A 26094-nucleotide genomic window follows, 5' to 3' on the forward strand; every position below is an offset into this window, starting at 1 on the left:
CTGTAAATGGATACCTCGTTTCGACGAGGCGGTGCCTGCCGACGTCGAAAAAATGGCCGATCAGCTCAATATTACTCCCCTGTTGGCCGAGATTCTGTGGAGCAGAGGGCTACATTCCACGGAAGCCATGGACCGTTTCCTCAGCCCGAGACTGGAACATCTGGCGCATCCCTCGACCATTCCCGGACTCGAAGACGCGGCCAACACGCTTGCGCGTGGCTTCGCGGACGGACGTACCGCGGCGGTCTGGGGGGATTACGATGTGGATGGAATCACCTCCTCCACAGTCGTGAAGGAGTTCCTCGCAGCGCGTGGAACAGAGGTTCTGCATCACCTTCCGAACCGTCTGGAGGAAGGCTACGGAATGAACGTGGCCGGTGTTGAGGAGCTTGCCCGCAACGGTGTAACCATGCTTCTGACCGTGGACTGCGGCATCACGGATTTTGAACCCATCCGGCGGGCAAAGGAGCTCGGAATGGTCGTGGTGGTCAGCGATCACCACCTTCCGGCCGATGAATTGCCGGTCGCCGACGCCATCTGCAACCCCAGACTTCCCGGAGGAGAGGGAGGGCCATATGAAGCGTTGGCCGGTGTCGGCGTGGCGTGGATGATAATGGCGCAACTCAATTCCCTTCTCCCCGGCGATCGTGTGGACATGCGTTCCTTGCTTGATCTGGTGGCATTGGGAACCATCGCGGATGTGGTCCCGCTCTCGGGACAGAACCGTATTTTGGTCAAAAATGGTCTTTTGAAGATCAAGGAAGCCAATCGTCCCGGTCTGGCAGCGCTCAAGACCGTGAGTAATTTCGACCGTTACGCGGAGCTTGGAGCCGGGCAGATCGGCTTTCACCTCGCCCCCAGAATCAACGCTGCAGGGCGACTCGGCAGTCCTGAAAAGGGCCTCCAACTGCTCACGGCGCATTCGTACGAAGCCGCATTACCCATTGCAACCGAACTCGACGCGGTCAATGCAGAGCGCAGAAAGACGGAGCTGGAGATTACGGAAGAAGCCATGCGGCAGGCGCATTCAATGCTTGATCACCGCGGTTTCGTCCTTTTTGCCGAGCATTGGCACTCAGGAATTGTCGGGATTGTGGCCTCGCGTGTCGTGGAAAAGTTTTATCGCCCCTGCCTCCTTGTGACCCAAGATCCGGAAACTGGACTGCTCAAAGGTTCCGGACGGAGCATTGATGAGTTCGATTTGCATGGCGGCTTATGCGAACTGGAGGATTTATTGGAAGGCTTCGGCGGACATCGGCAGGCTGCAGGAATGTCCTTGAAGCGGGAAAAACTCGACGCGTTGAGGAAGCGTTTTGATGCAATCGTGGCCCGAGAAGTTGGGGAAAAGCCGTTGGCGCCGAGGTTGAAAGTGGACCGTGAACTGGCCTTTTCGGAGATCACCCACACCCTGCTTCGCGAACTGGACCTTTTGCAGCCCTACGGGATCGGCAATCCGGAGCCCGTGTTTACTTCCGAGCCTGTAGTGGTTCAGGATTACAGACGTTTTGGGCGTGAGCGGGAGCACGTCAAGTTGGTGCTGCGAGACGAAAGAACCGGTGCAAGCCTGCCTGCCAAGGCGTGGCGCAAAGCTGAATCACTTCATCATTCGTCGCAGAATTCAGTAATGAGGTTTGCGTTTACTCCCAAAATTGACCGTTTTGACGGCATTCCTCGGATCGAAATGAACGTCAAAGATTGGAATTAGCAAGCTGATTGTTTGCTTTCAGGCATAAAAAAACGGGGCTTTCGGTGAAACGAAAGCCCCGTTTTTTGTTTGAAATGAAACCTATTTTTTGCTCAGACCGAGCTTTGAAACGACCATTTCGGCCGTGGTCTTGGCGAACTCTTCAGCCGGAAGCCGGTCCTTTTCCTCGGGAGAAAGCACCAGTTCGGGCCGGTTCGCGAGGCTGGTGTCCGGGGTGACTTCATAGTCTGACGGGAAGGAATTTTCGAAGTACATCTGCTGAAAATCGACGAACTTCAGGTGATGAGCGGTGGAGTCGAGTACGCAGGTTTCATCCTTGGAAACAATGCCGAGTTCCTTCGCGCGGGTGGCGCCGGCGAGACATTCACCGCCCTGTGTACAGGCTATGTGCCCGTTTCGATTGGCGAGGATCATGGAATCCATGATCTGCTGCTCAGTCACCTGAACCACCTGAAACGCACCGCGGCCGCCGATGGCTTCGAACTTCTCGGCGAAATGCCTGACGCGAGGGAAGGAAACCGGGTTGCCGATCATGGCGGCTTGCGCAACGCTGGGCGTTACCTTTACCGGATTGAACTCCCGTTCAGCCGGGTCATTCACTGCGTAAAAACGGTACACCGGGTCAGCGTGATGCGACTGGACGCCGAAGACGCGCGGCAGTGTTTCGATGATTCCAAGTGCGTGCAGTTTGAGGAAACCGGCCATGATCGCAGTAATATTACCGGCATTGCCAATGGGGACGAAGACGCATTTTCCGTCGAGATCCCAATCATACCATTGTGCGATTTCAAAAGCGTAGGACTCCTGACCGAGGATGCGCCATGCGTTTTTAGAGTTCAGAAGCGCAACGCGATAGTTGTCGGCCAGATGCTCGACAACCTTCATGCAGTCGTCGAAAACGCCGGGAACTTCCAGCACCTTGGCGCCGGCCCCCAGGGGCTGGGAGAGCTGTGCAGGGGTTACCTTGCCCTGTGGGAGAATGACAACGGACTTGATGGGGCCGCCAACGTAGGAGGCATAGAGCGCGGCCGCCGCTGAGGTGTCGCCGGTGGAAGCGCATACCGTGAGGATTTCGTCCCAACCCTTGGCGCGAGTCAGCGACTTGAGGTAGCTGAATGCGCAGGCCATGCCCCGATCCTTGAAAGACGCGCTGGGGTTCTGCCCGTCATTCTTGTAGGCGGTGCACAGACCGGTGCGCTCGTTCAGGGAGTCGGAAGAGGCCACCACCGGGGTATTTCCTTCGCCGAGGTAGACAATGTCCTCTTCGTTCAGCACTGGGGCCATCAACTCGTAAAAGCGGAAGATGCCGCGCAGTGCCGTGTTCTTGGATGCCGCGCGTTCGTCGAATATCCTGCGCCATTCCGCCCCGGACGTTTTCTTCAGTTCGTCGAAATTCAAATCTTCCAACAGGAAGACACCGCCGCAGTCGGGGCAGGTGTAGTGAAGCTCGTCCGTGGGGAAACGCTTGCCGCAGCCCAGACAGAAGTATTCCATGTCGCCGCGGTAATCAGGAAAAATGTCCTTGCTCATGATCGGGTCATCCATTGGTTGAGTTACGTGGAACGATCGGGTCGACGAGGTTCCGGTTACAACAGGCGCTGGGGAAGATCATCCCTTTTCTGCGAGTTGGTACGGATTATGGCCAGACGCGGGGGATACTCAAGACAACCATGGCCGCGCCAAGGCTGAACTTGATAGTGAAGCCGAACGCCTTGCCCCAGAACGAGCCGAGGGCGGCCAGCTTGGCGGCCTCCATTCCCTTGTCGGGCAGTTCCACTACGAGACACCCAAGATAGGCTCCCGCCAACGCACCGAGTATGGCGCCGATACCGAAGAAAAACGGCGCACCGAAAATGGCGCCGATGATGGCGCCGACGATGCCGCCGACGTTGCCGCCTCCGCTGGCGCCGTATCGTTTCGCCCCCCATGATTGCAGGACGAACTCAAGAATCTCGCCAACCACGGCCATGGCGGCAAGAACGCCGACAAAGCCCCAGCCCATGGATTCGGGATAAATCCACTTCCACAAAGCCACGAGCGCGAGGGCGATCCAGTTGGCAGGCCCGCCGAACACGTTGACGATCTGCGACGCCAACAGCAGCAGTATGATCAGGCTTGACCAGAGGTATTCCATCGAGGCTTACTCCTTGTCGCGAAGGTCCACAACGCGCACGGCCTTGCCCGGCGCCTTGGGGATGGAGTCGTGCATGACCAGTTCCACACGCGGGGTGACGAGAATCTCGTCGCAAAGTCTGGCGGCGATGCGCTTCTGGAGCCCCTGGAGAGCGCGCATGTCCTCCACGAAGTATTCGTCCTTGATCTCCACCTTCACGCGCAGTTGGTCCATATAGCCTTCGCGGAAAAGTTCGATGAGGTAGTTGTGTCCCACCTCGGGCAGGGACATGAGGGCCTGCTCAATCTGCATGGGGTAGATGTTCACACCTTTGAGGATGAGCATGTCGTCGGCGCGGCCTGTGATGCGGTCGATGCGGCGTCCGGTGCGGCCGCAGGGACATTCGCCGGGCAGGAAGCGTGTGAGGTCCCGCGTACGGTAGCGGATGATGGGCATGCCCTCACGGGTCAGGGTGGTCATGACAAGTTCGCCTATTTCTCCCTCCGGGACATGCTCGCCCGTGACGGGGTCGATGATCTCGGCGATGTAGGAGTCCTCCCAGACATGCATACCGTTCTGCTCGGTGCATTCAAAGGCCACGCCCGGCCCGTTCATTTCCGACAGTCCATAGGAGTTGTACGCCTTGAGGTGCAGCATCTCCTCGATGCGTCTGCGGGTTTCCTCGGTGTGCGGTTCCGCGCCGATCAGCGCGATTTTCCACGGCATCTCTTCGGGGGCGTAGCCCGCTTCCCGCACTTTGGCAGCAAAGTAGAGCGCAAAGGACGGGATGATGTGAAGCGCGGTCACGTTGAAATCGCGGATGAGCTTGATCTGGCGCTTGGTGTTGCCCGCTCCGGCGGGAATGGTGAGGCAGCCGAGGCGCTCGGAGCCGTAATGAATTCCGAGACCCCCGGTGAACAGCCCGTAGCCGCTCAGGTTCTGGAGAATGTCGGAACGACGGATGCCCACCGCGTACATGGAGCGGGCCATGAGCTCGGCCCAGGTGTCGAGATCCCTCTGTGTATAAAGGATGGCCGTGGGCGTGCCTGTGGTGCCGGAGGAGGCGTGCAGGCGCACGAACTCGTCAAGGGGGCGGGTCAGCAGACCGTAGGGATACTGCCCGCGCAGGTCGTCCTTGGTGGTGAAGGGGAGCTTGGTGATATCGGCGGCGGTCCGAATGTCGTCGGGGTCGAAATCCTTGAGCCTTTCCGCATAATAGGGAGAATTCACGGCGTTTTTGAGCACGGCGCGAAGCCTTTCGGCCTGCAGTTTCTCCAGTTCAGGGCGGGCGAGGGTTTCAGCGGGATCGAAATACATGATGGCCCCTTGATTGTGTTGCGGTTATTCGGACTGCTGCGGATTTTCGCCGTATTCGGAACCGTACGGCAGCGTCTCCATATTCTCGAAGAGCGTGCACTCTTTCTTGAAGTACAGTGTGACGGAACCGGTGGGACCGTTACGCTGCTTGCCGATGATGACTTCGGCCTCGAATTTGCGCGGGTTGTCGTCGCTCTTGTTATAAGCGGCGTCGCGGTATAGGAAGATAATGATGTCGGCGTCCTGCTCGATTGCGCCGGATTCGCGAAGGTCAGACATCATGGGCCGCTTGTCGGTGCGTTCCTCGACTTTTCGGTTGAGCTGCGAGAGCGCGATGACCGGAACGTCCAATTCCTTGGCGAGGGCCTTGAGGCTTCGGGAAATATCGGAGATTTCCTGCTCGCGCGAGTCGGGGCGCGCACTCGAACGCATCAACTGCAGGTAGTCCACGACAATGAGGCCGATGTCGTGTTCGGCCTTGAGCCGACGGCACTTGGCCTGAAGGTCCAGTGTGGAGAGGGCCGGGGTGTCGTCAATGAAAATCGGCGACTGCTGGAGAACGTCCGCCGCTTCGTACAGCCTCTGCCAGTCGTCATCTTCGAGGTAGCCTGTCCGAAGGTTGCTCAGATGGACCTGACTCTGCACGGCGAGCAGGCGGGTCATGAGCTGTTCCATGGACATTTCAAGCGAGAATACGGCGGTGGGGACCTCGGAGCGGGCCCCGGCGCGCAGGGCCAGATTGAGCGCGAACGCGGTCTTGCCCATTGATGGACGGCCCGCGACGATAAGCAGGTCGGACTTCTGCAGTCCTGCGGTCAACTTGTCGAATTCAGTGTAATGGGTCTGAATCCCGGTGACCGCGCTCTTGTTCTCGAACTTGTGCGTCAGTTCCTCGAAGACCCTGCCGACCAGCCGCTTGCTGTCGAGCATGTTGGTCTCGGCCTTGGACTGCGCGATCTTAAAAATGTCTTTTTCCGCGACGCTGAGCATCTCGTCCACATTGCCGGTCTCGAAGCAGCTGCCGATGATGTTCGCGGAAACATCGATAAGCTGCCGCAGGATGGCTTTGTCGCGGACGATTTTTGCGTGATAGTTCGCGTTGGACGCGCTGACCACCGAGTCTGCAAGCTCGGCCAGATAGACGGGGCCGCCGATGGAGTCGAGGGTGCCCTTGGTGCTCAGGTGGTTGCCTACTGTGATGAGGTCGATGGGGCTGTTGCTGCGCGAGAGTTCCGTGAAGGCTTCGAAGATGGCCTTATGCGACGGTGAATAGAAGTGGTCGCCCTGCACTATCTCGACGAGCGAGTTGAACAGGGACGGACTCTGGAAGACGCCGCCCAGTACGGCCTGCTCGGCCTCGAGATTGTGGGGGGGGACTTTACGCAAAAGGTCGGAGGAGGCCCCTTGCAGGGCATCCTCCGACGTCTTTGCGTTGCGATAGTTGCCGGACTTATTCGGTCTCGGCATCGGCGGATTCGGCAGCCGCTTCAGGCTCGGCCTGGGCAGCCGGAGCTTCCTCGACGGGCTCCTCGATCACGCCGCCTTTCTTGGCGACGGTGAGCTTCAGCTCGCCGCGAACATCCGGATGCAGCTTGATTTCGATATCGAACTCGCCCAGAGAGCGGATGGGATCTTCCATCACGATCTTGCGGCGGTCGATGTCCACACCCTGTTCAGCCATGGCGTCGGCGATGTGGGTCGGGGTGACGGAGCCGTACAGCTTGTCGCCTTCACCCACGCGCACGGTGATTTCCACCGGATTGGCGGCAATCTTGGCGGCCAGTTCTTCGGCGTCGGCGCGGAGGCGGTCGGCCTGAGCCTTGAGCTTTTTGCGCTCGAGCTCGAACTGCTTAAGGTGAGCCGGGGTGGCCGGGGCGGCAAATCCCTGAGGGATCAGGTAGTTGCGACCGTAGCCGGCCTTGACGGTGACCACGTCGCCGAGGCGACCGAGGGAGTCGATGTCAGCACGAAGAATAAGTTTCATGATGCGTCCTCCCTACAGGTTGGTCTTCTTTTTCACGTCCGTGGAGTGGACAGTGGTGTAGTACAGAAGAGCCATCTGGCGAGCGCGCTTGACCTCGGTGGTGAGCCTGCGCTGGTGCTTGGCACAGGTACCGGTGATGCGGCGGGCGATGATCTTGCCGCGCTCGGTCACGAAGTCCTTGAGCACGTCCGGGCGCTTGTAGTCCAGGGGGAGTTCAGCGTCGGCGCAGAACCGGCAGAACTTCCTACGCGGAGTGAATTTTTTGCGAAATGCCATTTTCGGTCCTCCTTACGCGGCCTGCTTGACGGTGATGAACTTGAAGATGCCGTCGGTGATGCGGATGTGACGTTCCAGTTCGGCGATGAGCTTGCCGGGAGCGTCGAACACCAGGCGCACGTAGTAGCCCCGGGACTGCTTCTGGACGGGATAGGCGAGGGTGCGCATGCCCCACTCGTCGGTCTCGGTCATTTCGCCGCCCTGATCGGCGATGATCCCGGTGAATTTGTCCAGGATTTCCTTGCGGTTCTCGTCACCCAGTTCGGGGGAGAGCAGCAGAAGGGTTTCATAAGATGCCATATTTCCTCCTTTTGGTCGTGGGCCCCACTCCGTGGCGCGGAGCAGAGCAAGGCAAGAGAGGGTATTTAGTCCCTTTCCTTGTCGCTGTCAAGTTTGTCGCCGTCGTCCTGCGGCTTCCAGCCGCAGGTCTTGTCCGGGCCTCAGCCCAGCTTCACGCCCAGCTTCGGAAAAACGAAGCGGGCGATGATGTAACCGGCGATGAAGACGATGCCGAGTATGGCGAGATCGCCCATGGCGTCCTCCTAGCTCGAAAGTTCGCTGCCGGTAAGCAGCTTGTAGGCTTCGAGGTATTTCTTTCTGGTGCCTTCGGCGATTTCCTCCGGGATGGAAGGTCCGGGGGGCTGCTTATTGAAGCCGATATCCACCAGCCAGTCGCGCATGTACTGCTTGTCGAAGCTGGGCTGGGATTTCCCGGGCTCGTATCCTTCCACGGGCCAGAACCGCGAAGAGTCCGGTGTCAGCACCTCGTCGATGAGGATGAGTTCGCCGTCAACGGTACCGAATTCGAACTTGGTGTCCGCGATGATGATACCGCGTTCACGGGCATAGTCGCGGGCGCGGCTGTAGATGGCCAGAGAGATTTCCTCCACCTTGCGCATCATCTCTTCACCGACCAGCTCGGAGGCGCGGTCAAGGGTGATGTTTTCGTCATGGTCGCCGAGGTCGGCTTTGGTGGAAGGCGTGAACAGCGGCTGCGGAAGCATCTCCGATTCTTGAAGATTATCAGGAAGATTGTGGCCGCAGACCTCACCTGTCTTCTGGTAGTCCTTCCAGCCGGAGCCGGTGATGAAGCCGCGTATAATACATTCAATAGGGAGCGGCTTGGCCTTCTTGACCAGCACGGAGCGGCCTTCGAGCATTTCGCGGTGCGCCTTGAGCGGCTCGGGGTAGTCATCCACGCGAGAAGCGATGACGTGGTTGGGGACGAGGTCCTTCATGCGTTCCATCCAGAAGAGGGTAATGCTGTTGAGCACAGCGCCTTTCTGCGGAATCGGGTCCGGAAGGACCACGTCGAAGGCGGAGATGCGGTCGGTGGTCACGATGAGCAGCGTATCCGCGTCGATCTCGTAGATGTCGCGGACCTTGCCCCGGGAAACAAGGGGGTATTCCTTGATGTCGGTGTTGACAACGGCTTTCATGGCGGCTCCCTGTTTATGATTGCTTGTTGCGGCATTCCACGCTTCTGGCGTGCGCCTCGAGACCTTCGAGTCTGGCAAGCCGGGCGATTTTGTCGCCGTGTCGGGCTACGTAGCTCGGGCTTGCTGCAATGACACTGGATTTTTTGCAGAAATTCTGGACGGACAGTGCGGATGAGAAACGCACGGTACGCAGAGTCGGCAAAACGTGGTTCGGTCCGGCGAAGTAATCGCCAACCGGCTCCGGCGAATGGTGACCCATAAAGATGGCCCCGGCGTGCCGGATGACACCGAGGTGCGACCATGGGTCGGCTAGCGAAAGTTCGAGATGTTCGGGCGCGATGCGGTTGATCAGGTCGGCTCCGACCGTAAGGTCGTCAACCACTATGGTCGCTCCCCAGTCGGCCAGCGCCTTGGCGGCGATCTCTCCTCTCGGGAGTTCCGCCGTCTGGAGTTTGAGCTGTTCACAGGTCCTTTCAGCCAGTTCAGGGCTGTCCGTCACGAGGATGGAAGCGGCGAGCGGGTCGTGCTCGGCCTGCGAGAGCATGTCGGCTGCAAGCCACTCAGGATTGGCGGAGTCATCGGCGAGGATGGCGATCTCACTGGGGCCGGCCACCATGTCGATACCAATCTGCCCTATGAGCTGAGACTTGGCCGTGGCCACAAAAATATTGCCGGGCCCCGCGATGACGTCGCAGGGGGCGATGCTTTCGGTGCCGTAGGCGAGGGCGCCGATGGCCCAGGCGCTTCCGGAGAGGTGGACCTCGTTCAGCCCCAACAGGGCCGCAGTGGCGAGAATGTATGGGTTGAGCGTACCGTCGGCGCGCGGGGGCGAGGTGACGGCGATGCTCTCCACTTCGGCCACCTGCGCCGGGATGGCATTCATTATAAGGCTGGATATGAGCGGTGTTTCTCCGCCTTTGCCGCCGGGAACATAGAGCCCGACGCGGTCGACAGGTCGCACCATCTGTCCGAGTATGGTGCCGTCCTCGGAAGTGGTCCACCACGAGTTTTCGCGCTGCATTTCATGGAAATTCCGAACATTGTCTATGGCTTCCGCAAGAATATCACGGTCTTCAGCGGGGATGGTGGACAGTGCTTCCCGGATCACGTCTTCTGGGACGCTCAACGTGTCTCGTGTAATGTCCGGGCAGTCGAATTTTGCGGTGTACTCAACCAGCGCGTCGTCGCCACGGCTACGGATGGCCTCGAGTATTTCCCTGACAATGCCGTCGACCTTGGTGTCCGGGTCTTTGCGCCTGTCCAGCCACTGCCGGATTTCGTCCCAGTCCTGATGTCCCGTATACGTAAGTTGCTTGCAGGGCATACTGCTCCTCTGCGGCTAGGTGGTCGGAAATGGTTCTGCTGCTTGCCGGGAGGCCATCTATACCCAAGGGGGGGGCAAAAGTCGAGAGGATGAAAGCCAACAAAAAAGGGCCGGGGCAAAAGCCCCGGCCCGGTAATGTCGCTTGGCAAGCAGGTAGTCGCTTACAGCTTAGAAGCTGTAGTTCATACCCATGGACAGCTTGTAAGCGTCGCCGCCGGTGTCGTTGCCCCAGACGTCTTCATCCAGGTCGGCGTTGACCCAACCAAGCTGCACGTAACCGGTCAGCTCGTCGTAGATCTTGTACTCGGAGTCGAAGTTGACTTCCCAGACGTGATCTTCTTCGGTCAGGGTGTTGCCGTAGGTGCGGTTGTTGAAGGTAGCAACGTCAGCGTCGGCAACCCAGTCTTCGTCGTTGGTACCGGTGTAGTAGACGATACGAGCGGTGTGGGACAGGTCTTCCATGAAGGAGAAGTCCTTCATTGCGAGGCCGAGAGCCCAGAAGCCGAGCAGGCTCGGGTCGTTACCAGCGATGGCGCCGGAGAGACCCCAGTTACCGTCGGTGAAGAAGGAGCTGATAGCCCAGTCAGCAGCGAGGGTGGGCATACGCTCGGATTCGCCACCGTCGTCGGTGGAGTTTCCGTCTTCACCGGAGGTGTAGACGAAGAATGCTTCAGGGGTGACGTACTCTTCCCAGCCGGTGTAGGCCACGGAAGCGTCGAACAGGTAACCGGACATCTTGTTGATGTCTTCGTCAGCGTCGACAGCACCGTAGTTGAAGTCAGCCTTGGTCACGAAGTCAGCGAAGGTGCCTTCGAAGGCAACGCCTGCCCACCATGCGCCGTCGACTTCTTTTTCGCCGGCAGTCGCGTTGAACGCGGAGAGGCCGCCGAGAAGGGCGTTACCAACGTTGTCGCCAACGTTGGCGTATGCGAAGAACGGCTTCACGGAGATGTTGTCGAAAGCCATCGGAGCAACGGCCATGTAGACGTCCTGCTGACCGAGCTTGTTCTCTTCGTTGGCGTTCTGACCAGCGCGAGCGTAGCCCACGAGGTAGGAGATGTTCTCGGTGATCGGACCGCTGACGGTGGCAGCAGCCACTTCGTCGTTGAGGATCATGCCGCCATTGAGGTCAACTGCGGAGGGCAGGGAGATGCCCTGGAAACCAACGCGGGAGTTGATTTCGGTGCCGGGCCAGTTGAAGTCAATGTAGCCCTGCTTCAGTTCAAAAGCATTCTGGCTAGCGGTGATGGAGGTGGCGCCGACGCCCCAGGTGTTGGTGCCAGCTTCGGTGTACACAACGCCCTTGAGGTTTTCGTTGGCGATGAACTGGAACTTGGTGCGCAGACGCTGCAGGACGTTGTAGGCCTGGTCGCTGTCGGTGTTCAGGTCATCGTCGAGACCCATGTTGCTCTGCCAGTAGGCTTCAAAGGTGTAGTCACCGGAAGCCTTGATGTCAGCCGCGGAAGCGGTGGTGGCCAGGCCCAGCACGAAAGTGCAGAGCAGAGCCAGCATGACAAAACGTTTCATTGTTTACCTTCCTTCTTTTGCAATTTGCGCCAAGCAATTGGCATTACCGAGTCCCCTTTTACGCGAGGGTGGGGTGGGATGCAAGGGGTTGGTGCGTGATTTTTTGAAAAAGGTACAATTTTTTTTACAGTCCAAAAAATTGGTCCGCAGTAGCGTCGCGTTTTTGCTATCATCCTGAAATGTAAAGTGTTTTTGTTGTCCTTGATAGGTGCGTCTACTCGCGGTATTACTCGAAAAACATGGAAACCGGCTTTTTTTGCCAAATCGGAGTTCGAGTCGTTGAGTACGAAGTACAAATTTTCACCCACGGATTTTCCCCGCTCTCCCGGTGTCTATCTCATGAAGGATTCTTCGGGGAGAATCATTTATGTGGGCAAGGCGTCCAGTCTTCGCGCGCGGCTGGCGTCGTATTTCCGGGCGTCAGAGCGGTTGACTCCCAAGACCCGGGCGCTGGTGGAGCGCATTGACTCGATAGACATTCTTCTCGCGTCCTCGGAAAAGGAAGCCCTGCTTCTTGAAGCAAGCCTGATCAAGAAACATCGCCCGCGCTACAACGTGGTGCTTCGCGACGACAAGCAGTATGTTCTCTTTCGGCTGGACAAGTCGAACCGCTATCCTCGCCTCGTGATGACGCGAAGGGCTGTTCGTGACGGAGCGGTGCATTTCGGTCCCTTCACCTCGGGCACCGCCGCCAAGCAGACATGGAAACTTGTGGGCAAGGTCTTCCCTTTGCGCAAGTGTTCCGATCACGCCTTTAACAACCGCGTTCGCCCGTGCCTATATTATGATATGGGCCAGTGTCTTGGGCCGTGCGTGCTCGATGTGGACCCCGACGAGTACAGTGAGGTCGTCAAACGGGTTGAACTGTTTCTGGCCGGGAGGACGTCCGAACTGCTCGACCAGCTGCGGCGCGAAATGCAGTGTGCCTCGGAGGCGCTGGAATTTGAACGGGCCGCCCGAATCAGGGATCAGATCCGGGCAGTGGAGCAGACCGTCGAACGACAGGTCGCGGTGTTGCCGGACGGGAAAGACCTCGACGTCGCGGCAATGGCGGAGACCGCCGGCGGGCTCGGGCTCGGCCTGCTGTTCATCAGGCAGGGCAAGCTGCTGGATGAAAAGCACTTCTTCTGGCCCGGACTGACGCTGGAGGAGGGGCCGGAGGCGCTTCGGAGTTTTCTCATTCAGTTTTATACAAAGGGGAAGTTCCTGCCTCCGCGTATCATCGCGCCGGGCATCGAAGATCCCGAGGTGCTCTCCGAAGCCCTTTCGGAGCACTCCGGAAAAGCGGTGCGCGTTGCGGTCCCTTATGGCTCCCGGGACAAGCACCTTGTGGAGCTTGCCTCCCGCGTCGCGCTCAGGGCCGAGTCTGACCGCGAAGTCGGCGTTTCCGTCATGCTGAAGAACGCCTTGCGGCTGGACAGAGAGCCGGAGCGTATCGAGGGTGTGGACGCTTCGCACCTCGGCGGGCAGGGGATGCGCGTGGGGCAGGTCGTGTTCGTGAACGGGCTGCGCTCCAAGGATGACACGCGGGTGTACTCGGTTCCGGAGTCCGAAGGCAGCTCAGACGACTATGCCGCGCTTGCCGAGTGGGCCGAAAGACGTATCGAGTCCGGTCCGCCGTGGCCCGATCTGGTGCTCATCGACGGCGGCAAGGGGCAACTTGCCTCGGTCGAGCGGGTTTTATCCGAGCAGGGGGCGGACTGGCCGCTGGCGTCCATTGCCAAGGGGCCTTCGCGTCGAGCGGGAGAGCTGGAGGACAGGATTTTCCGGCCCGGAAGGAGCAATCCCGTGAAGCTCAAGCCGGGCTCGCCGGAACTGCTTTTTCTGCAACGGGTTCGCGATGAAGTGCATCGGCTGGTCATCGGGGCACAGCGACGAACCAGAAAGCAACGCGTACTGGACAGTCAGGTCGGATCCATAGAAGGGGTCGGTCCCAAAACGGCGAGGCTGTTGTGGGATCGTTTCGGCGGGATCGATGCCATGCTGGATGCTTCTCTGGACGACATCCTGTCGCTGCCCGGCATCGGAAAGAAGCGGGCCGCGGTCATCCACGAAGCGCTGGAGCGAATGCGAAAGGCCAAGTCCCGCAGCTAGATTTCGAAAGGCTTGCCGATCTCCGTGGGGACCATCCTGGTCGACGGGGAGCAACGTTCCAACGCGCCTTCGAAGTCCTGCAGGTTTTGCAGCAGGATCGGCCACGTGCCCCAGTGCATGGGCACAACCTGATCGCAGCCGATCATGGTGCACGCGTGGGCCGCGTCCTCGGCGTCCATTGTGAAGCGCCCGCCGATGGGCAGGAAGGCCGTGTCGATGTCGTGCCGTTGTCCGAACAGTGCCATGTCTCCGAAAAGGCCCGTGTCCCCGGCATAGTAAAGACAGCGGCCGTCCTCGAAAGTCAGGATGAACCCGGCGGGGGAGCCGGTGGCGGAGGAGTGTGCGGCCTGAACCATCTTGATGTTGATGCCGTACCGAACCACGGTTCCGCCGATGTTCATGCCCACGCCGAGAGATTCCGGAAGGCCCTGCACGATCAGGCTCTGGATGACGTCGAAGATGGCGACTACTTCGGTGTCCAGACGCGTTGCCAGCTCGAGGGTTTGGCCCACGTGGTCGGCGTGGTCGTGGGTGACAAGGATCAGGTCGGCTTCCTTGATGTCCTTGTACGTAACCGGCGCCGCCGGGTTGCCCACAAAAAACGGGTCGATGAGGATCGTGATTTCACGGTTTTTGATGCGAAAATTTGAATGACCGAACCAGGTGACTTCCATCCGTTCCTCCTAGTCGCCCCAGCGACGATACAGGTCGTGGGGGATGTCCAGTTGATCCAGTGTCTTGCCGGCGATGAATCCGGCCAGAGCGTCGACCCCGCCGGGCTCGTGGTAGAAGCCCGGACAGGCCGGGAGTATCACGGCTCCCGCCTTGGCGGCGCGGAGCATGTTTTCCAGATGGATGACGCCGAGCGGAGTCTCGCGCGGGACGAGCACGAGCTTGCGGCCTTCCTTGAGGGTGGCGTCCGCGGCACGGTGCAGAAGCCCTTCGCCGTAACCGTTGGCGATGGAGGCGAGGGTCTTCATCGTGCAGGGGCAGACGATCATGCCGTCGTGTCGCCATGATCCGCTGGCGGGCGGAGCGGTGATGTCTCTGCAGTCGTGCAGGATGCAGCCCTTGGCGAGGTCGTCCACGGTCATGCCGGTTTCGATGGATAAGACTTTCTCGGCGGCTTCGGAAACTATGAGGTGCGTTTCCACTCCGGGAGCGGCGGCGAGGGCTCTGGTCGTTGCCATGGCGTAAGGCATCCCGCTCGCACCGGTCACGGCAAGCACGATCCTTCTGTCGGTACTGGGCAAATCTGTTTCTCCCGGCTTTGTCCGGCATGGTGCCGAATGAAATCTTTGGGGTATATCTAAACTTTTTTTAGAACGATAATCAAGCCGAAACCCCGTCATTCTTTCGGTATTTCGTCACAGAGCTTCTATTTTGTCTCTTGGCGGGCTATGCTTGACAGTGATACCGGGGTAATATAGTAACCCCGTTTCGTGCGGGCAATTAGCTCAGATGGATAGAGCGCCAGCCTCCGGAGCTGGAGGTCGCAGGTTCGACTCCTGCATTGCCCGCCACAAATATGTAATCCCCAAGCCCCCGCCCGTCGGGGGCTTTTTCGTGCAATGCTTCCAGCTCACGGTGCCTGTGGCCGTGGGGGCAGATGATTTCGCGCTGGACCTTCGCTTCGTCCGCGACTAATGAGTACGTCATGACATCAGTGCGAATCGGCGACACTCCCGACATCCTTTTCGTCGAACAGGACTATTTCATCGTCCCGGAGCTGCGTCGTGCCATGGAGCGGCTCGGAGTCACCCATCGCCGCATCGCCTTTCGTCAGTCGCAGGATTTTCTGAAGGAGCTTTTCGAGGCGATCGCCGCGCGGCGGCCAGACTTCATCCTGACCGTCAACCATGCGGGACTCGACGGCGAGGGGCAGGTCCTGGAGCTGCTGAGAGGGCGCGGCGTGCCGCTTGCAAGCTGGTTTGTGGACCGCCATGAGATGTACATGCGCGGGCCGGTTTCACCGGATGCGCTGCTGGCCGTGTTTTCGTGGGACCCCGAGGCGGCGCGGGCCATCGGCAGAACAGGCGTGGCGTATGCGGGGTATCTTCCCCTGGGCACGGATCCTGAGTGCTTTCGACGCGGTGATGACGTACCCGGAAAGACCGGGGTCGGGTTTGTGGGGTCGTCGTGGACCGGAAAGGTCGCGGACGTGCTTAAGGCCGGGCGTTACTGCGCCGACCTTCTGCGCGGTTTCAAGCCCCTTGCGGAGAAGTGGCTCCTTTCGCCGGGAGCTCCTGTTTTTCGTGTGCTTCGGAGCGAGAAGTCGCTCTATGATGTATGGAAAAGGCTTTCCGATGAAGAGCGGACCCTCTACCTACGATTGGTGCAGATGGAGGCCACCCGAAAGCATCGCATAACCGCCATCCGTGAGCTTCTTCCTTTCAGGCCTGTCGTGGTCGGGGATGCGTATTGGCGCAAATCGCTGGCGGGGAGAGGGGAGTACGAATGGAAGCCGCGGCTGTCCTATCGCGACGAGCTGCCCGGCTTTTACGGGAGTAATGCCGTGAACTTCAACGTGACGAGCCTGCAGTCGTACGCATCGGTCAACCAACGGGTGTACGACGTTCCTGCCTGCGGTGGATTCCTGCTGACAGACGCCGGAGAGACGCTGGAGGGGTTGTTCGATCCTGAGAGCGAAGTGGCCTGCTACGACCGGTCCGAGGACATCGGCCCACAGGTCGCCCGCTGGCTGGAGGATCCCGCAGGAAGACGCGGGGTGGTCGAAGCCGCCCGCCGGAGGATACTGGCGGAACACACTTACGAGCATCGTCTGGCGGAGATTGTCTCCGTGATGCGTAAGGTCTTCTGAGCTGTTGCTGGTTACTCTGAGGACTCCTCGGAGTGCTCGTCTTCAGCGGGGGTTTCTTTTTCCCGTTTCCTCTCCTGCTTCTTGAGCAGCTTCTCTTCTTTCTTCTTTTTCTTGGCCAGATCCTTCTGACGTTTTTCAAATTTATAGTTGCGCTGGGCCAATGAAATCTCCTTGTAGCAGGTGAAAGAAAGCGCCCGCCTCCCGGATGAGAGACGGGCGCCGGATGCCTTTACTGAAGCAGGAAGCTACCAGCGGGGGCGCTCGACGCGGGGACGAGCTTCGTTCACTTTGATATTACGGCCGCCGAAATCCTTGCCGTCAAGGTTGTCGATGGCTTCCTGCGCGTCGGAATCGCCCATTTCGACGAAACCGAAGCCGCGAGGGCGACCGGTTTCACGGTCCTCGATGAGGTTGACGGAGTTGACTTCGCCGTAGGTCTGGAACGCGGCGCGAACTTCGTCTTCGGTCATGGACCAGGGCAGATTGCCGACATAAAGCTTCTTGGACATGTACTGTTCTCCTAGAACAAGAGTGATGATGCAATGGCGCCCGTGCGCCAATAATAAAAAAGGAGCAGCAAGCAAGATGCTTTCGCTGCTCCTGAATGTACCTGTTTCCTTCAAACCAGCGCTGGCCAACATTTAGACCGCGCCTCCACGGGTGCCGCTGGTGTGTGTCAGAGGGGACAATCCTTCAAAATGAACCCTGTGTCAAGGTCTTTTTGGGGATATCTGTATTTTTCGGCGACAGGATGATTTCAAACAAAATTTGTGTGTGATGTATGCTGCGTTCGAAATCATTGTAGTGCGAATGAATAAAATGGGTATGACATGTTTATTGCAATAAATGACATGGATTGAGTCTGGTTATTATACTGCATTGAGCAGTCATGAGATGAAATTTGTATACAGACGATGCTCAAAACAATTTACAGCTATGCAATAAAAGTTTTCAAGCATGACTAAAATTTTTTTGAGCACTTGTTCATGTGTTGTTCTTTGCGCGATCCTTCTTGAAATGAGGAATGGATATGTGCCACAAGTTTTTTCCCGTCCTTGATAAAGGGCGATGCTATGGAAAAAAGCCACTCATCTGGAGGTTCATATCGCTGCCTGGAATGACAAGAGCAAGGCCAAGGAATTCGTTGTCGAAAAGCTCGGCAACGATCTGTCGGAACCGTCCGTGGTGGCTGTAACGGAGGCGCTTCACAATGAGGTGCTGCTCAGGACGCCCCGTGACGCGGCGTGTAGCGCCGGGTGTCATTACTGTTGCCATATCATTGTACATGCGAGTATCCCCGAGACGATCAAGGTCGCTTGCGGGGTCGACCGGTCCATCTTCAATCGCGTTCATGACCGGCTGGACGAGTTGAGCAGGGACGAATGGATAGCGTACAAGAATCATTGGGTGGAGAATCAGATACCGTGTCCGTTTTTGCTGGACGGAAACTGCTCCGTATATGATTGCCGGCCGAGCGTCTGCCGGGGGCAGTACTCCCTAGATGCCGGTGAGTGTCTCGCCGCCTATCATGCCTGTGACCCCGAGTCGTCGGTGACGAACTTCTTCAACCACAAGAAAGTAAGCGCCATCCCGCGCGATGCTCTCGTGGACGGTTGTGCCGCCATGGGGCTTCACTCTTATCTGGTGATCATGCCGCTGGCCGTACGCATCCTGCTCAAGGAAAAGGATGCGGTGCCGCGCTGGCTCGCCGGCGAGGATGTGTTTCGTGAGGCCTGCGCGCATTAGCACAGTCGAGTAGAATGAAAAGGTCCGCCCGAGGCGGACCTTTCTTTCTGGGCGGTCCATAAACGAAAGAAGCCTCCAGTCGAAACTGGAGGCTTTTGCTTTCGTGGTGGTGGGCGATACTAGATTTGAACTAGTGACTTCCACCGTGTGAAGATGGCACTCTGACCAACTGAGTTAATCGCCCACGGCGGAGAAGACTTATACGTTCAGCGGTGCAGCTTGGCAAGCCCTTTTTTGCATTTTTTTCATGTTTCCGCCCTTGGGGAATCACATGATTCGCAGTCGTCGCCGGAACGGTGGTAGCAGGTGAGCCCGCAACGCATGCAGCGGCACATTTCATACTTGGCCTGCTCGGTGTCCAGCGCGCCCTCCACTTCGGAAAAGGTGCATACGCGCTCCTCTCCATGGCAGAGATGCGGCATCTTGGAGCGATGCCTGATGTTGACGTTGTGAACTTCCTTGAAGATCGTGTATGGGATCATCCCTCGCTGCAGCCGCTTGGGAACGAGCAGCGCCTCTTCGGTCAGCAGCTGATGAATGCTCCGCGCAGCCTTTCTTCCTTCGCCGAGAGCAGAGATGACGAGATCCGGACCGAGGTGCGCGTCACCGCCGACGAAGACGTTGGGTACGGCGGTTTGCAGCGTGTCCGGGTCGGCGGCGAGGGTGCGCCACTGCGTGGATTCGATGGAGCATTGTCCTTCGTCGTCATACAGGCATTCCAGTTCAGGGCGCTGGCCAATGGCCAGAAGAACCATGTCGCACTCGATGCGGGACTCGGATCCTTCGACAGGCACAGGTTTTCTGCGTCCCGAGGCGTCGGGTTCGCCCAGTTCGTTGCGGATGAATTCAAGGTGCGTGACCCGGCCTTCGTCATTGACGATGAACCGTTTGGGGGTGGCCAGCATCTGGAATTTGATGCCTTCGTCCTCGCAGGCCTGAACTTCTTCGACGTTGGCGGGCATTTCCTCGCGTGTGCGGCGGTAGACCATGGTGACGTCCGCGCCGAGTCTCAGGCTGGTGCGAGCGCTGTCCACCGCGGTGTTGCCGCCGCCGATGACCACGACCTTCTTGCCCACTTCGGCCGGCACCCCGAGCCCGACCTTGGTCAGGAACTCGGTGCCGCCTTCAACGCCTTTGGCGTCCGCTCCATCGACGGGAAGCTGGCCGCTGACCCACGCGCCGATGCCGAGGAATACCGCCTCGTACCCTTGTTCTTCCAGTGACGGCAGGGAAATGTCCCGCCCGAACTTGGTCTCTGTGACCACGTCGATGCCGAGCTCGAGGATTCCCTCAATCTCCCAGTCGAGCACGGCCTTTGGTAGCCGGTATTCTGGAATGCCATACCGCAACTGCCCGCCGATCTTGGGCATTGATTCAAAAATGGTGGGCGCGTGACCGAGCCTCCGCAGGAAGTAGGCGCATGACAATCCTGACGGGCCGCCGCCGATGACAGCCACTTTGCGGCCCGTGTCCGGCAGGCATTCTATGGGCTGGCGCTCGCCGGAGTTCATCTCCCAGTCTGCGATGTAGCGCTTGATCATGTTGATGCCGATGGGCTCTTCGACGTGCTGTCTGCGGCAGTCCTTCTCGCAGGGACGCGGGCAGACGCGGCCGATGGAGAGCGGCATGGGGATGCGTTCGCGAATCGTCGCGAGCGCCCCTGCCATGTCGCCGCGGCTGGCCTGCTCGATGTAGCGGGGAATGTTGATTTCACCCGGACAGCGCTGACGGCAGGGGGCAAGACAGTCGGTCTCAAGGTTGAGGTGGGTCATTCGGGAGGACAGGCTCACCAGCGAGATGACGCCGCGAGGGCAGGCCACCACGCAGCCATTGCAGGCCACACAGCGGTCGGGGTTGACCACAGGGTAGCCGTTCGGCCCCATGCGTATGGCGTCGAAGGCGCAGGCGTCCACGCAGGAACCGTAGCCGAGGCACCCTTCGGGGCACATCTTGGAGCCGGTGTAGAGCATGGCCTGCGCGCGGCAGTCGGTTACGCCCTCGTACCCGTATACGTCCTCGGCGCGGTCCCCGCCCGTGCAGTCCACAAAGGCGATCTTCGGTTCGGTGACCTTGAGCTCGATGCCCATGACCCGTGCGACGTTTTTCGCCACTTCGGGACCGCCGATGACGCAGACGTCGGAACCGGCCTCGCCCTTGACCACGCCGTTGGCCGCGCCGTTGCAGCCGGGGTAGCCGCACGCGCCGCAGTTGGCGCCCGCCAGAACGCGTTCCACCTGCGCGATGCGCGGGTCTTCGTAGACGTAGAGGACCTTGGAGGCCACCGCGAGGACGACTGCTGCCGTGAATCCGATGCCGAGAAGGACGAGAACCGAGGATGTAATCATGCCGCTACCGTATCATTGGGGTTTGGCCGAGGCGAGGTCGCCTGTCGGCTCCGTTCCCGAAGCGGTGAAACAGATGCTCACCGTGCGCAGATCGGAACGGGTGCGGTGAAGGGTGCCGCGCGGGACGACCAACAGGTCTCCCGGCCCGAGCGTTTCCGTCCGGTCCTCGAAATCGACCTCCAGACGGCCCTGAATGACATAGAAGGCCTCGTCCGAATCGTTGTGCGTGTGCCAGTGGAACTCGCGCTGCAGGACGCTCACGCGAATGTCCTGATCGTTGATGGTCGCGACCGGAAGGCTTTTCCAGTCCTCCTGCACCTTGCTCGCCAGCTCCAGCAGGCTGACCTTGGAGTGTCTTCCCTTTTTCTTCATGCCTACCTCCTAGCCCATTCCCTTGAACGCGAAGAAGCCGAGCGACATGAGCCCGGCCATGATCAGCGCCATGGGCGTCCCTTTGAGCGCCACGGGGACCCTTGCCATTTCTATGCGTTCGCGAATGCTCGCGAGAACCACGAGCGCAAGCAGGAAGCCCGCGCCCGATGCCGTGGAGTAGATCACCGTCTGCAGCAGCGAGAACTCTTCCCGCTGGCAGATGATGGCGATACCGAGCACGGCGCAGTTGGTGGTGATGAGCGGCAGGAAGATGCCGAGGGATTTGTAGAGCGGCGGGATCATCTTCTTGAGGAACATTTCCACGAACTGCACCAGCGAGGCGATGACCAGAATGAAGGCGATGGTCTGCAGGTATCCCAGATTGTACGGCACGAGCAGGTGCTTTTGCACCAGCCACGTTATGGCCGCGGCCAGGACCGCCACGAAGACCACGGCGAAGCCCATGCCCATGGCCACTCCTGTTTCCTTGGAGGTGCCGATGAACGGACAGTTTCCGAGATATTGGGCCAGGACGATGTTGTTGACGAATATCGCCCCGATCACCAGCACGAAGTAATCCATGCCGCTCCTCTTGCGTTAGTATTCTATGCCGAGCTCCTCGCATCGCTGCCGGATGCGTTCCATGGTCGCCGTCATCAGCGGCGCGCTCACTTTCTGCATCTCCTCGGCCATCTGGCGGTACATCTTGCCCTGAAGGGTCACCTGCTTGCGCCAGACCGGGGATTCGTAAATCTCGATGAGCTCTTCGATTTCCTGCGTAGTGAAGTTGCGGTCGTACATGTCGGTGAGCACGTTCATGGTCACATCCATGAGCTGGTTGAACAGCGACTGCACTTCCTTGTTGATGGCTTCTCTCGCCTCTTCGGTCAGGTCGGGGTGCGTCCGGCGGATCTTGGCCATGACGCCGTCGATGTTCGGTCCCACCAGCGAAGGGAGCGAGTTGGTAACGCCGTTGAGTTCAAGCATGTGGACGATCTTTTTGCGCTTTTCCTTGTCGATGTCGGAGTCGGTGGCCGCATGAGACGGTACCGCGAAGACGAGTGCGAGCAGGACCGCCATGGCGGCGAAGTGGGTGCGGGTGTTACGGAGCAAGTCCTTCCTCCTGAAGTCTTTTTTGGATTCTCTGGTCAGCCTGCTGTGCGAAGGCGTTGGCCCAGCCTCGGGCGAGCGTCATTCCTTCCCGGGATATCTCCTGCCGTTTCTCGCGGAGCTTCTTCCAGGTGGGGGTCGTGTAGAATTGCAGCAGGACGTCCACGTCCTTTTGCGTCAGGTGCGGCAGCCACGCTTCTGCCATCATGTCTGCCAGTTTGGGCAGGCTGCTGTTCAACTCTGCCTGCATTTCCTGTTTGATGATCTCGGCCACGCGCTCCCCCTTGCCGGGGTTGGCCTCGGTGTAGCGTTTCTTGGCCATGGCGTGCATCCGGCGCACGAGGAGCCTGACGTTGTCCAGCTCCCCGGAGAGTTGCAGAACGCGGATGACATCCTGCCGATCCGGGGCGCCTGCGTCGCCGTTGTCGACCTCTGCCGCGCGGAGCGGCAGGGGATCGAGGCACAGCGCGACAAAGAGAATGGAGAGAGTAAGAATCGGTTGTTTCATGCGTGTCCTATCTGACCTGCTTGTTGCACATGCCGCAGGTCTTGCAGTCGTGTTTGGGGCCTTCCACTGCATCCAGTCCGCGGATGCCGCGCTGCCAGTTGGTTAGCGCGTTCATGGCGCCCAGCACCAGTCCGAGGCACACAAATGCGCCCGGAGCCTCGATCATGAATGAAAACGGTTCGAAGCCGCTCCACATGACGTCGTTGCCGAAAAGGGTTCCGTAGCCGAAAGTTTCCCGGAGCGCACCAAGAAAGGTCAGGGATACCGCGAAGCCGAGCCCCATGCCGAAGCCGTCGGCGGCGGAGTAGAGGACGGTGTGGCGCGATGCGAACGCCTCGGCCCGGCCGAGGATGATGCAGTTGACCACGATCAGCGGCACGAAGATGCCGAGCTGCTGGTAGAGCGGATAGGCGAAGGCCTGCATGAGCAGTTCCACGCAGACCACCAGCGAGGCCGCCACCACGATGAAGCAGGCGATGCGCACTTTGTCCGGGATGAAGTTCCTGAGCAGGGAGACGAAGACGTTGGACATGGTCAGCACGAAGATGACCGCCAGCCCCATGCCGAACCCGTTGTCTGCGGTCTTGGTCACCGCCAGCGTGGGGCAGAGGCCCAGCACCACCCGGAACGGCGGAAGCTCGTCCCAGAGTCCTTTCGAAAATTCCTGCCAGAGTGTGCCCATGCGATTCTCCTAGGAGCCGAAGGCCGCCGGTATCCGTTCCTTGATCTTGTGATAGACCTTGATGGCCTGATTCACCGCGCCCACCGTACCCGTGGAGGAAACAGTCGCGCCCGAGACCGCGTCAATGTCGCCCCCGGTGGCCTTGAGGGCGACGCCTTCCAGCGGGTGGTGCCTGAACTGTTCGCGAAAATCGGGTTCGGTGATGCGTGACCCCACGCCGGGCGTTTCCTTCATGGTCGTTACGCCTATCCCGGCCAGCTCCGCTCCGTTTTCGCCGCCGACCTTGAACCCCACCATGATGCCCAGATCGCCGCCGAAGCCTTTGCCGATGGATTGAAAGGCAACGCCGGTCAGTTTTCCGTCCTTTTTCGCGGGAAAGACCAGCACTTCGTCACCGTCCCCGGTCTCGATGCGTTTTCTGTCGCGAACAGGGTTGTTGTCGTTGTCGCGGAAAATCTGGTTCAGGGCTGGCCCCTGAACGTAAGTCAGTTCCTGTTCAATGACATATGGCTCGGTGGCGTCGCGCAGGCTGGCCAGCGTCAGGCCGGAGGCCCCGCAGATGAGCGAAAGCACGAAGACCATGCGGATCATTTCCTTCATGCGGGCGACCTCCATGTTCCGAAAGGCTTGGGAGCGATGCGGTCCAGCAGCGGTGTGGCGAGCTGGGCCAGTATCAGCGCAAACGGAACGGCATCCGGGTAAACGCCGTAGACCCTAATCAGCATGGTCAGGATGCCCCCGAGCAGGCCATAGAGCAGCATGGGCACGGGCGTGACCGGAGACGGCGCCGGGTCCGTGGCGAGGAAGAACGCCCCGAATACGGTGCTGCCGCCGAGGATGTGGAACAGCGGAGAAGCCTGCTCGCCCGGATAGGCCCACTGGAAGAGGAGGGCCGCAGCCGCCACTCCCAGCAGGTAGCCGAAGGGAATCTCGGGTCTGGCGATGCGCCTGAACAGGAGGTACAGGCCGCCGAGCAGCACCGCGCCCGTCTGGGCCGCGCCGAGTCCTCCCAGCTGGTCGCCCAGCATCATGGATTTGAGGGTGATGTCCGAGACGGCTTCGAGGCCGAAGAATTTGAGTTCATGCAGGGGGGCTCGCAGCGGGGTGTCCAGCATGGTGGTGTAGGCGTCCATGGAGCCGCCCCATGAGATTCGGCAGGAGGCCCAGCCTACAAGCGCGGCCCCGAGCGGGTTGCCGCCGTTGCCGCCGAAGATCATCTTGCCGATGGTGATGGTCACCACCGCGCCCATGCCCACAAGCCACCACGGGGTCGAGGCCGGGAGCAGGAAGGCAAAGAACAGCCCCGAAAGGGCGGCGGTGTAGTCGTCCACCTGACTCTCGCGCTTCACCACGCGCCAGCAGATCGCTTCCGTTATGACGGCCACCGCGCAGGCCAGCGCCATGACGCGCACAGCGGGAAGCCCGAAATGCCATGCGGCCATCACCGCCGCGGGCAGGAGCGCGACGAACGTTTCAAGGGTCATGCCCCGGAAAGTCCTTCCGCTGTGTACGTGCGGCGGTTCGGCCACCGTGAGCAGCGTGTCAGGCTGGTTGATCATCATGCCGGGGCCTCCAGTATCTCGCATTGTCCCTTCTGAAGATTGATTTCGTGTTTGGCGTGCCGAATGTATTGAAGCAGCGGGCGTCTGACTGGGCAGAAATAGCCGCAGATGCCGCATTCAATGCAGGAAAACACTCCGTAGGCCTCGCAGCGCTCGTAGAGCTTGAACTCGGATGCGCGGCTGACCAGATCCGGACGGATGCGCGAGGGGCAGCGCCGGGAACATTCGCCGCAACCGACGCAGGAGGCGTCCCGGGTCGGCGGGAACAGGCCCGCGGGGATGACGTGTACGGCCGAGGTCGCCTTGTCGGTTCCCTGTTCCAGACGCGAGACGGACGCTCCGGTGAGCAGGCCGCCGAATATGACCCGGTCTCCTTCTGCCGCCCGGGTCTTTCCTTCTGCCAGCAGGTGGTCTGCCGGAGTGCCGACTGGAACCATCACGGTACGGTTGCCCATCTGGCAGACGGTGTGCGTGTACGGTCGGCCGGATTCTGCCATTCGTCCGACGATATAGAGGTCTTCGAGGGAGACGATGCATGCTGATGCGGGCCGCCCGGCCGGGGGCGTCTCTTCGCCGGTGACGGAGCGAAGCACCATGGGGGCCATGCCGTATGGGTGTCTCGCGGGAACGAAGTGCACGGTGCTGTCGGGAAAGGCCAGCACCCTCGTCCCCTTGGCTGCGGCGAGAACCGTCTTTGCGGGGGTGACCACCGATTTGATGATCTCGAGGCCGAGCTCCAACGCCTTGCGCTGGTCGTTCATGAGCGGGAAGACCGTGTCGTGCCCCGGCTCGCGGGGGACGTTGTTGATGATGAGCAGCCGTGAGGGGTAGATGTGGGCCGTGTTCATGCCCATGCGTGCCAGCCAGCCGGTAAGTTCGGCCTGCTCCGCGGGAGGATGAGCGCGTTCGGACACGCCTTCTCCGCCGGTCTCCACCGTGATGAGGTCGTCATGGACCGCGCTGACCCTGCCCGCATGGGAGGTGTGCATGTCGCCCACGCCGGAACGGGTGGAGCGGGCTATGCGCTGGTCGGCCAGCACCTCGTCGCCCTGACGCACTAGCGGCTCGTGACATTCCAGCGCGATGCGAAGCAGGGACGGTGCGCTGATGGTGCCGAGCGGACCGGCTTCAAGAGTGCCGAGGCGAAAGTCGTGTCTGTACATATCCCC

General features: G+C 59.8%; 27 protein-coding genes and 2 tRNA genes. 5 read left to right on the plus strand and 24 right to left on the minus strand.

Going from position 1 to position 26094, the window contains the following annotated elements:
• The first annotated feature begins 52 nt into the window (after positions 1-52).
• Positions 53-1705, plus strand: coding sequence for a single-stranded-DNA-specific exonuclease RecJ (recJ, locus tag BR24_RS09635; RefSeq protein ID WP_496541280.1), 1653 nt, complete (start codon positions 53-55; stop codon positions 1703-1705).
• An 81-nt stretch (positions 1706-1786) separates the two neighbouring features.
• Here the strand turns inward: recJ and thrC are convergent, their stop codons facing one another.
• The 10 genes from thrC to BR24_RS09685 form a co-directional block, all read right to left on the minus strand.
• Positions 1787-3235 carry a threonine synthase gene (thrC, locus tag BR24_RS09640; RefSeq protein ID WP_496541281.1) on the minus strand — a complete coding sequence of 483 codons (1449 nt, stop codon included), beginning with the start codon at positions 3233-3235 and terminating at the stop codon, positions 1787-1789.
• A gap of 106 nt (positions 3236-3341) precedes the next feature.
• The gene (locus BR24_RS09645; protein ID WP_496541282.1) at positions 3342-3839 is read right to left on the minus strand and encodes a DUF456 domain-containing protein; all 498 of its coding nucleotides are present in this window, start codon (positions 3837-3839) and stop codon (positions 3342-3344) included.
• Positions 3840-3845: 6 nt separating this feature from the next.
• The gene (locus BR24_RS09650) at positions 3846-5135 is read right to left on the minus strand and encodes a phenylacetate--CoA ligase family protein (protein ID WP_496541283.1); all 1290 of its coding nucleotides are present in this window, start codon (positions 5133-5135) and stop codon (positions 3846-3848) included.
• Between the two features lie 24 nt (positions 5136-5159).
• Positions 5160-6602 (minus strand): replicative DNA helicase, encoded by a 1443-nt coding sequence (gene dnaB, locus BR24_RS09655; RefSeq protein ID WP_496541284.1) that lies wholly within the window; start codon positions 6600-6602, stop codon positions 5160-5162.
• Positions 6586-7119, minus strand: a complete 534-nt coding sequence (rplI, locus tag BR24_RS09660) for a 50S ribosomal protein L9 (RefSeq protein ID WP_496541285.1) — start codon at positions 7117-7119, stop codon at positions 6586-6588. Before rplI ends, dnaB begins: the two co-directional genes overlap by 17 nt.
• Positions 7120-7131: 12 nt before the next feature.
• On the minus strand, positions 7132-7395 hold the full coding sequence (rpsR, locus tag BR24_RS09665; RefSeq protein WP_018123245.1) for a 30S ribosomal protein S18: 264 nt from the start codon (positions 7393-7395) through the stop codon (positions 7132-7134).
• A gap of 12 nt (positions 7396-7407) precedes the next feature.
• Positions 7408-7695 (minus strand): 30S ribosomal protein S6, encoded by a 288-nt coding sequence (gene rpsF, locus BR24_RS09670; protein ID WP_496541286.1) that lies wholly within the window; start codon positions 7693-7695, stop codon positions 7408-7410.
• A gap of 242 nt (positions 7696-7937) precedes the next feature.
• Complete coding sequence (locus BR24_RS09675; RefSeq protein WP_496541287.1) at positions 7938-8834, minus strand: phosphoribosylaminoimidazolesuccinocarboxamide synthase; 897 nt, start codon at positions 8832-8834, stop codon at positions 7938-7940.
• A gap of 13 nt (positions 8835-8847) precedes the next feature.
• Positions 8848-10158, minus strand: a complete 1311-nt coding sequence (hisD, locus tag BR24_RS09680) for a histidinol dehydrogenase (RefSeq protein WP_496541288.1) — start codon at positions 10156-10158, stop codon at positions 8848-8850.
• Between the two features lie 168 nt (positions 10159-10326).
• Positions 10327-11685 carry an outer membrane homotrimeric porin gene (locus BR24_RS09685; RefSeq protein ID WP_496541289.1) on the minus strand — a complete coding sequence of 453 codons (1359 nt, stop codon included), beginning with the start codon at positions 11683-11685 and terminating at the stop codon, positions 10327-10329.
• Positions 11686-11964: 279 nt separating this feature from the next.
• Between BR24_RS09685 and uvrC the strand changes: the two genes are divergently transcribed.
• Positions 11965-13779 (plus strand): excinuclease ABC subunit UvrC, encoded by a 1815-nt coding sequence (gene uvrC, locus BR24_RS09690; protein WP_496541290.1) that lies wholly within the window; start codon positions 11965-11967, stop codon positions 13777-13779.
• On the opposite strand, the gene BR24_RS09695 is transcribed toward uvrC, so the two are convergent.
• Positions 13776-14453, minus strand: coding sequence for a metal-dependent hydrolase (locus BR24_RS09695; RefSeq protein WP_496541291.1), 678 nt, complete (start codon positions 14451-14453; stop codon positions 13776-13778). The genes uvrC and BR24_RS09695 overlap by 4 nt on opposite strands.
• Positions 14454-14462: 9 nt before the next feature.
• Positions 14463-15032 (minus strand): UbiX family flavin prenyltransferase, encoded by a 570-nt coding sequence (locus BR24_RS09700; protein WP_496541292.1) that lies wholly within the window; start codon positions 15030-15032, stop codon positions 14463-14465.
• A 193-nt stretch (positions 15033-15225) separates the two neighbouring features.
• Here BR24_RS09700 and BR24_RS09705 point away from each other — a divergent pair.
• A tRNA-Arg gene (locus tag BR24_RS09705) sits at positions 15226-15302 on the plus strand.
• Between the two features lie 134 nt (positions 15303-15436).
• Positions 15437-16600, plus strand: coding sequence for a CgeB family protein (locus BR24_RS09710; RefSeq protein ID WP_496541293.1), 1164 nt, complete (start codon positions 15437-15439; stop codon positions 16598-16600).
• Positions 16601-16611: 11 nt separating this feature from the next.
• Here BR24_RS09710 and BR24_RS09715 read toward each other — a convergent pair whose 3' ends face one another.
• Together BR24_RS09715 and rbp are read right to left on the minus strand one after the other, a co-directional pair.
• Positions 16612-16761, minus strand: coding sequence for a hypothetical protein (locus BR24_RS09715; protein WP_496541294.1), 150 nt, complete (start codon positions 16759-16761; stop codon positions 16612-16614).
• An 84-nt stretch (positions 16762-16845) separates the two neighbouring features.
• Entirely contained in the window at positions 16846-17109 is a 264-nt protein-coding gene (rbp, locus tag BR24_RS09720; protein ID WP_496541295.1) for an RNA-binding regulator, read from the minus strand.
• A 559-nt stretch (positions 17110-17668) separates the two neighbouring features.
• Here rbp and BR24_RS09725 point away from each other — a divergent pair.
• Entirely contained in the window at positions 17669-18346 is a 678-nt protein-coding gene (locus tag BR24_RS09725) for a hypothetical protein (RefSeq protein WP_496541296.1), read from the plus strand.
• A gap of 107 nt (positions 18347-18453) precedes the next feature.
• Here BR24_RS09725 and BR24_RS09730 read toward each other — a convergent pair.
• From BR24_RS09730 to BR24_RS09775, 10 genes are all read right to left on the minus strand, one after another.
• Positions 18454-18530 (minus strand) — tRNA-Val (locus BR24_RS09730).
• 61 nt (positions 18531-18591) lie between these two features.
• Positions 18592-20691 carry an FAD-dependent oxidoreductase gene (locus tag BR24_RS09735; protein ID WP_496541297.1) on the minus strand — a complete coding sequence of 700 codons (2100 nt, stop codon included), beginning with the start codon at positions 20689-20691 and terminating at the stop codon, positions 18592-18594.
• A 12-nt stretch (positions 20692-20703) separates the two neighbouring features.
• A complete protein-coding gene (locus tag BR24_RS09740) occupies positions 20704-21063 on the minus strand; it encodes a cupin domain-containing protein (RefSeq protein ID WP_496541298.1) in 360 nt (119 codons plus the stop codon).
• 9 nt (positions 21064-21072) lie between these two features.
• Positions 21073-21645: an electron transport complex protein RnfA gene (locus BR24_RS09745; protein WP_496541299.1), complete on the minus strand. Its 573-nt coding sequence runs from the start codon at positions 21643-21645 to the stop codon at positions 21073-21075.
• A gap of 15 nt (positions 21646-21660) precedes the next feature.
• Complete coding sequence (locus BR24_RS09750) at positions 21661-22176, minus strand: DUF2059 domain-containing protein (RefSeq protein WP_496541300.1); 516 nt, start codon at positions 22174-22176, stop codon at positions 21661-21663.
• Complete coding sequence (locus BR24_RS09755) at positions 22166-22681, minus strand: DUF2059 domain-containing protein (RefSeq protein ID WP_496541301.1); 516 nt, start codon at positions 22679-22681, stop codon at positions 22166-22168. Before BR24_RS09755 ends, BR24_RS09750 begins: the two co-directional genes overlap by 11 nt.
• A gap of 7 nt (positions 22682-22688) precedes the next feature.
• Positions 22689-23363 (minus strand): electron transport complex subunit RsxE, encoded by a 675-nt coding sequence (gene rsxE, locus BR24_RS09760; protein ID WP_496541302.1) that lies wholly within the window; start codon positions 23361-23363, stop codon positions 22689-22691.
• 9 nt (positions 23364-23372) lie between these two features.
• Positions 23373-23963: an RnfABCDGE type electron transport complex subunit G gene (rnfG, locus tag BR24_RS09765; protein ID WP_496541303.1), complete on the minus strand. Its 591-nt coding sequence runs from the start codon at positions 23961-23963 to the stop codon at positions 23373-23375.
• The gene (locus BR24_RS09770; protein WP_496541304.1) at positions 23960-24949 is read right to left on the minus strand and encodes an RnfABCDGE type electron transport complex subunit D; all 990 of its coding nucleotides are present in this window, start codon (positions 24947-24949) and stop codon (positions 23960-23962) included. Before BR24_RS09770 ends, rnfG begins: the two co-directional genes overlap by 4 nt.
• Complete coding sequence (locus tag BR24_RS09775) at positions 24922-26088, minus strand: 4Fe-4S dicluster domain-containing protein (RefSeq protein WP_496541305.1); 1167 nt, start codon at positions 26086-26088, stop codon at positions 24922-24924. Before BR24_RS09775 ends, BR24_RS09770 begins: the two co-directional genes overlap by 28 nt.
• Between the last annotated feature and the right edge of the window lie 6 nt (positions 26089-26094).

Source organism: Pseudodesulfovibrio halophilus DSM 5663, from assembly GCF_059568665.1.

What these genes read in the sequence shown, in the direction of transcription:
- recJ (WP_496541280.1), top strand. Translation starts at nt 53, where the DNA reads ATGGCCGATCAGCTCAATATTACTCCCCTGTTGGCCGAGATTCTGTGG.
- thrC (WP_496541281.1), bottom strand. Translation starts at nt 3,235, where the DNA reads ATGAGCAAGGACATTTTTCCTGATTACCGCGGCGACATGGAATACTTC.
- BR24_RS09645 (WP_496541282.1), bottom strand. Translation starts at nt 3,839, where the DNA reads ATGGAATACCTCTGGTCAAGCCTGATCATACTGCTGCTGTTGGCGTCG.
- BR24_RS09650 (WP_496541283.1), bottom strand. Translation starts at nt 5,135, where the DNA reads ATGTATTTCGATCCCGCTGAAACCCTCGCCCGCCCTGAACTGGAGAAA.
- dnaB (WP_496541284.1), bottom strand. Translation starts at nt 6,602, where the DNA reads ATGCCGAGACCGAATAAGTCCGGCAACTATCGCAACGCAAAGACGTCG.
- rplI (WP_496541285.1), bottom strand. Translation starts at nt 7,119, where the DNA reads ATGAAACTTATTCTTCGTGCTGACATCGACTCCCTCGGTCGCCTCGGC.
- rpsR (WP_018123245.1), bottom strand. Translation starts at nt 7,395, where the DNA reads ATGGCATTTCGCAAAAAATTCACTCCGCGTAGGAAGTTCTGCCGGTTC.
- rpsF (WP_496541286.1), bottom strand. Translation starts at nt 7,695, where the DNA reads ATGGCATCTTATGAAACCCTTCTGCTGCTCTCCCCCGAACTGGGTGAC.
- BR24_RS09675 (WP_496541287.1), bottom strand. Translation starts at nt 8,834, where the DNA reads ATGAAAGCCGTTGTCAACACCGACATCAAGGAATACCCCCTTGTTTCC.
- hisD (WP_496541288.1), bottom strand. Translation starts at nt 10,158, where the DNA reads ATGCCCTGCAAGCAACTTACGTATACGGGACATCAGGACTGGGACGAA.
- BR24_RS09685 (WP_496541289.1), bottom strand. Translation starts at nt 11,685, where the DNA reads ATGAAACGTTTTGTCATGCTGGCTCTGCTCTGCACTTTCGTGCTGGGC.
- BR24_RS09695 (WP_496541291.1), bottom strand. Translation starts at nt 14,453, where the DNA reads ATGGAAGTCACCTGGTTCGGTCATTCAAATTTTCGCATCAAAAACCGT.
- BR24_RS09710 (WP_496541293.1), top strand. Translation starts at nt 15,437, where the DNA reads ATGACATCAGTGCGAATCGGCGACACTCCCGACATCCTTTTCGTCGAA.
- rbp (WP_496541295.1), bottom strand. Translation starts at nt 17,109, where the DNA reads ATGTCCAAGAAGCTTTATGTCGGCAATCTGCCCTGGTCCATGACCGAA.
- BR24_RS09725 (WP_496541296.1), top strand. Translation starts at nt 17,669, where the DNA reads ATGCTATGGAAAAAAGCCACTCATCTGGAGGTTCATATCGCTGCCTGG.
- BR24_RS09735 (WP_496541297.1), bottom strand. Translation starts at nt 20,691, where the DNA reads ATGATTACATCCTCGGTTCTCGTCCTTCTCGGCATCGGATTCACGGCA.
- BR24_RS09740 (WP_496541298.1), bottom strand. Translation starts at nt 21,063, where the DNA reads ATGAAGAAAAAGGGAAGACACTCCAAGGTCAGCCTGCTGGAGCTGGCG.
- BR24_RS09745 (WP_496541299.1), bottom strand. Translation starts at nt 21,645, where the DNA reads ATGGATTACTTCGTGCTGGTGATCGGGGCGATATTCGTCAACAACATC.
- BR24_RS09755 (WP_496541301.1), bottom strand. Translation starts at nt 22,681, where the DNA reads ATGAAACAACCGATTCTTACTCTCTCCATTCTCTTTGTCGCGCTGTGC.
- rsxE (WP_496541302.1), bottom strand. Translation starts at nt 23,363, where the DNA reads ATGGGCACACTCTGGCAGGAATTTTCGAAAGGACTCTGGGACGAGCTT.
- rnfG (WP_496541303.1), bottom strand. Translation starts at nt 23,963, where the DNA reads ATGAAGGAAATGATCCGCATGGTCTTCGTGCTTTCGCTCATCTGCGGG.
- BR24_RS09770 (WP_496541304.1), bottom strand. Translation starts at nt 24,949, where the DNA reads ATGCGAGATACTGGAGGCCCCGGCATGATGATCAACCAGCCTGACACG.
- BR24_RS09775 (WP_496541305.1), bottom strand. Translation starts at nt 26,088, where the DNA reads ATGTACAGACACGACTTTCGCCTCGGCACTCTTGAAGCCGGTCCGCTC.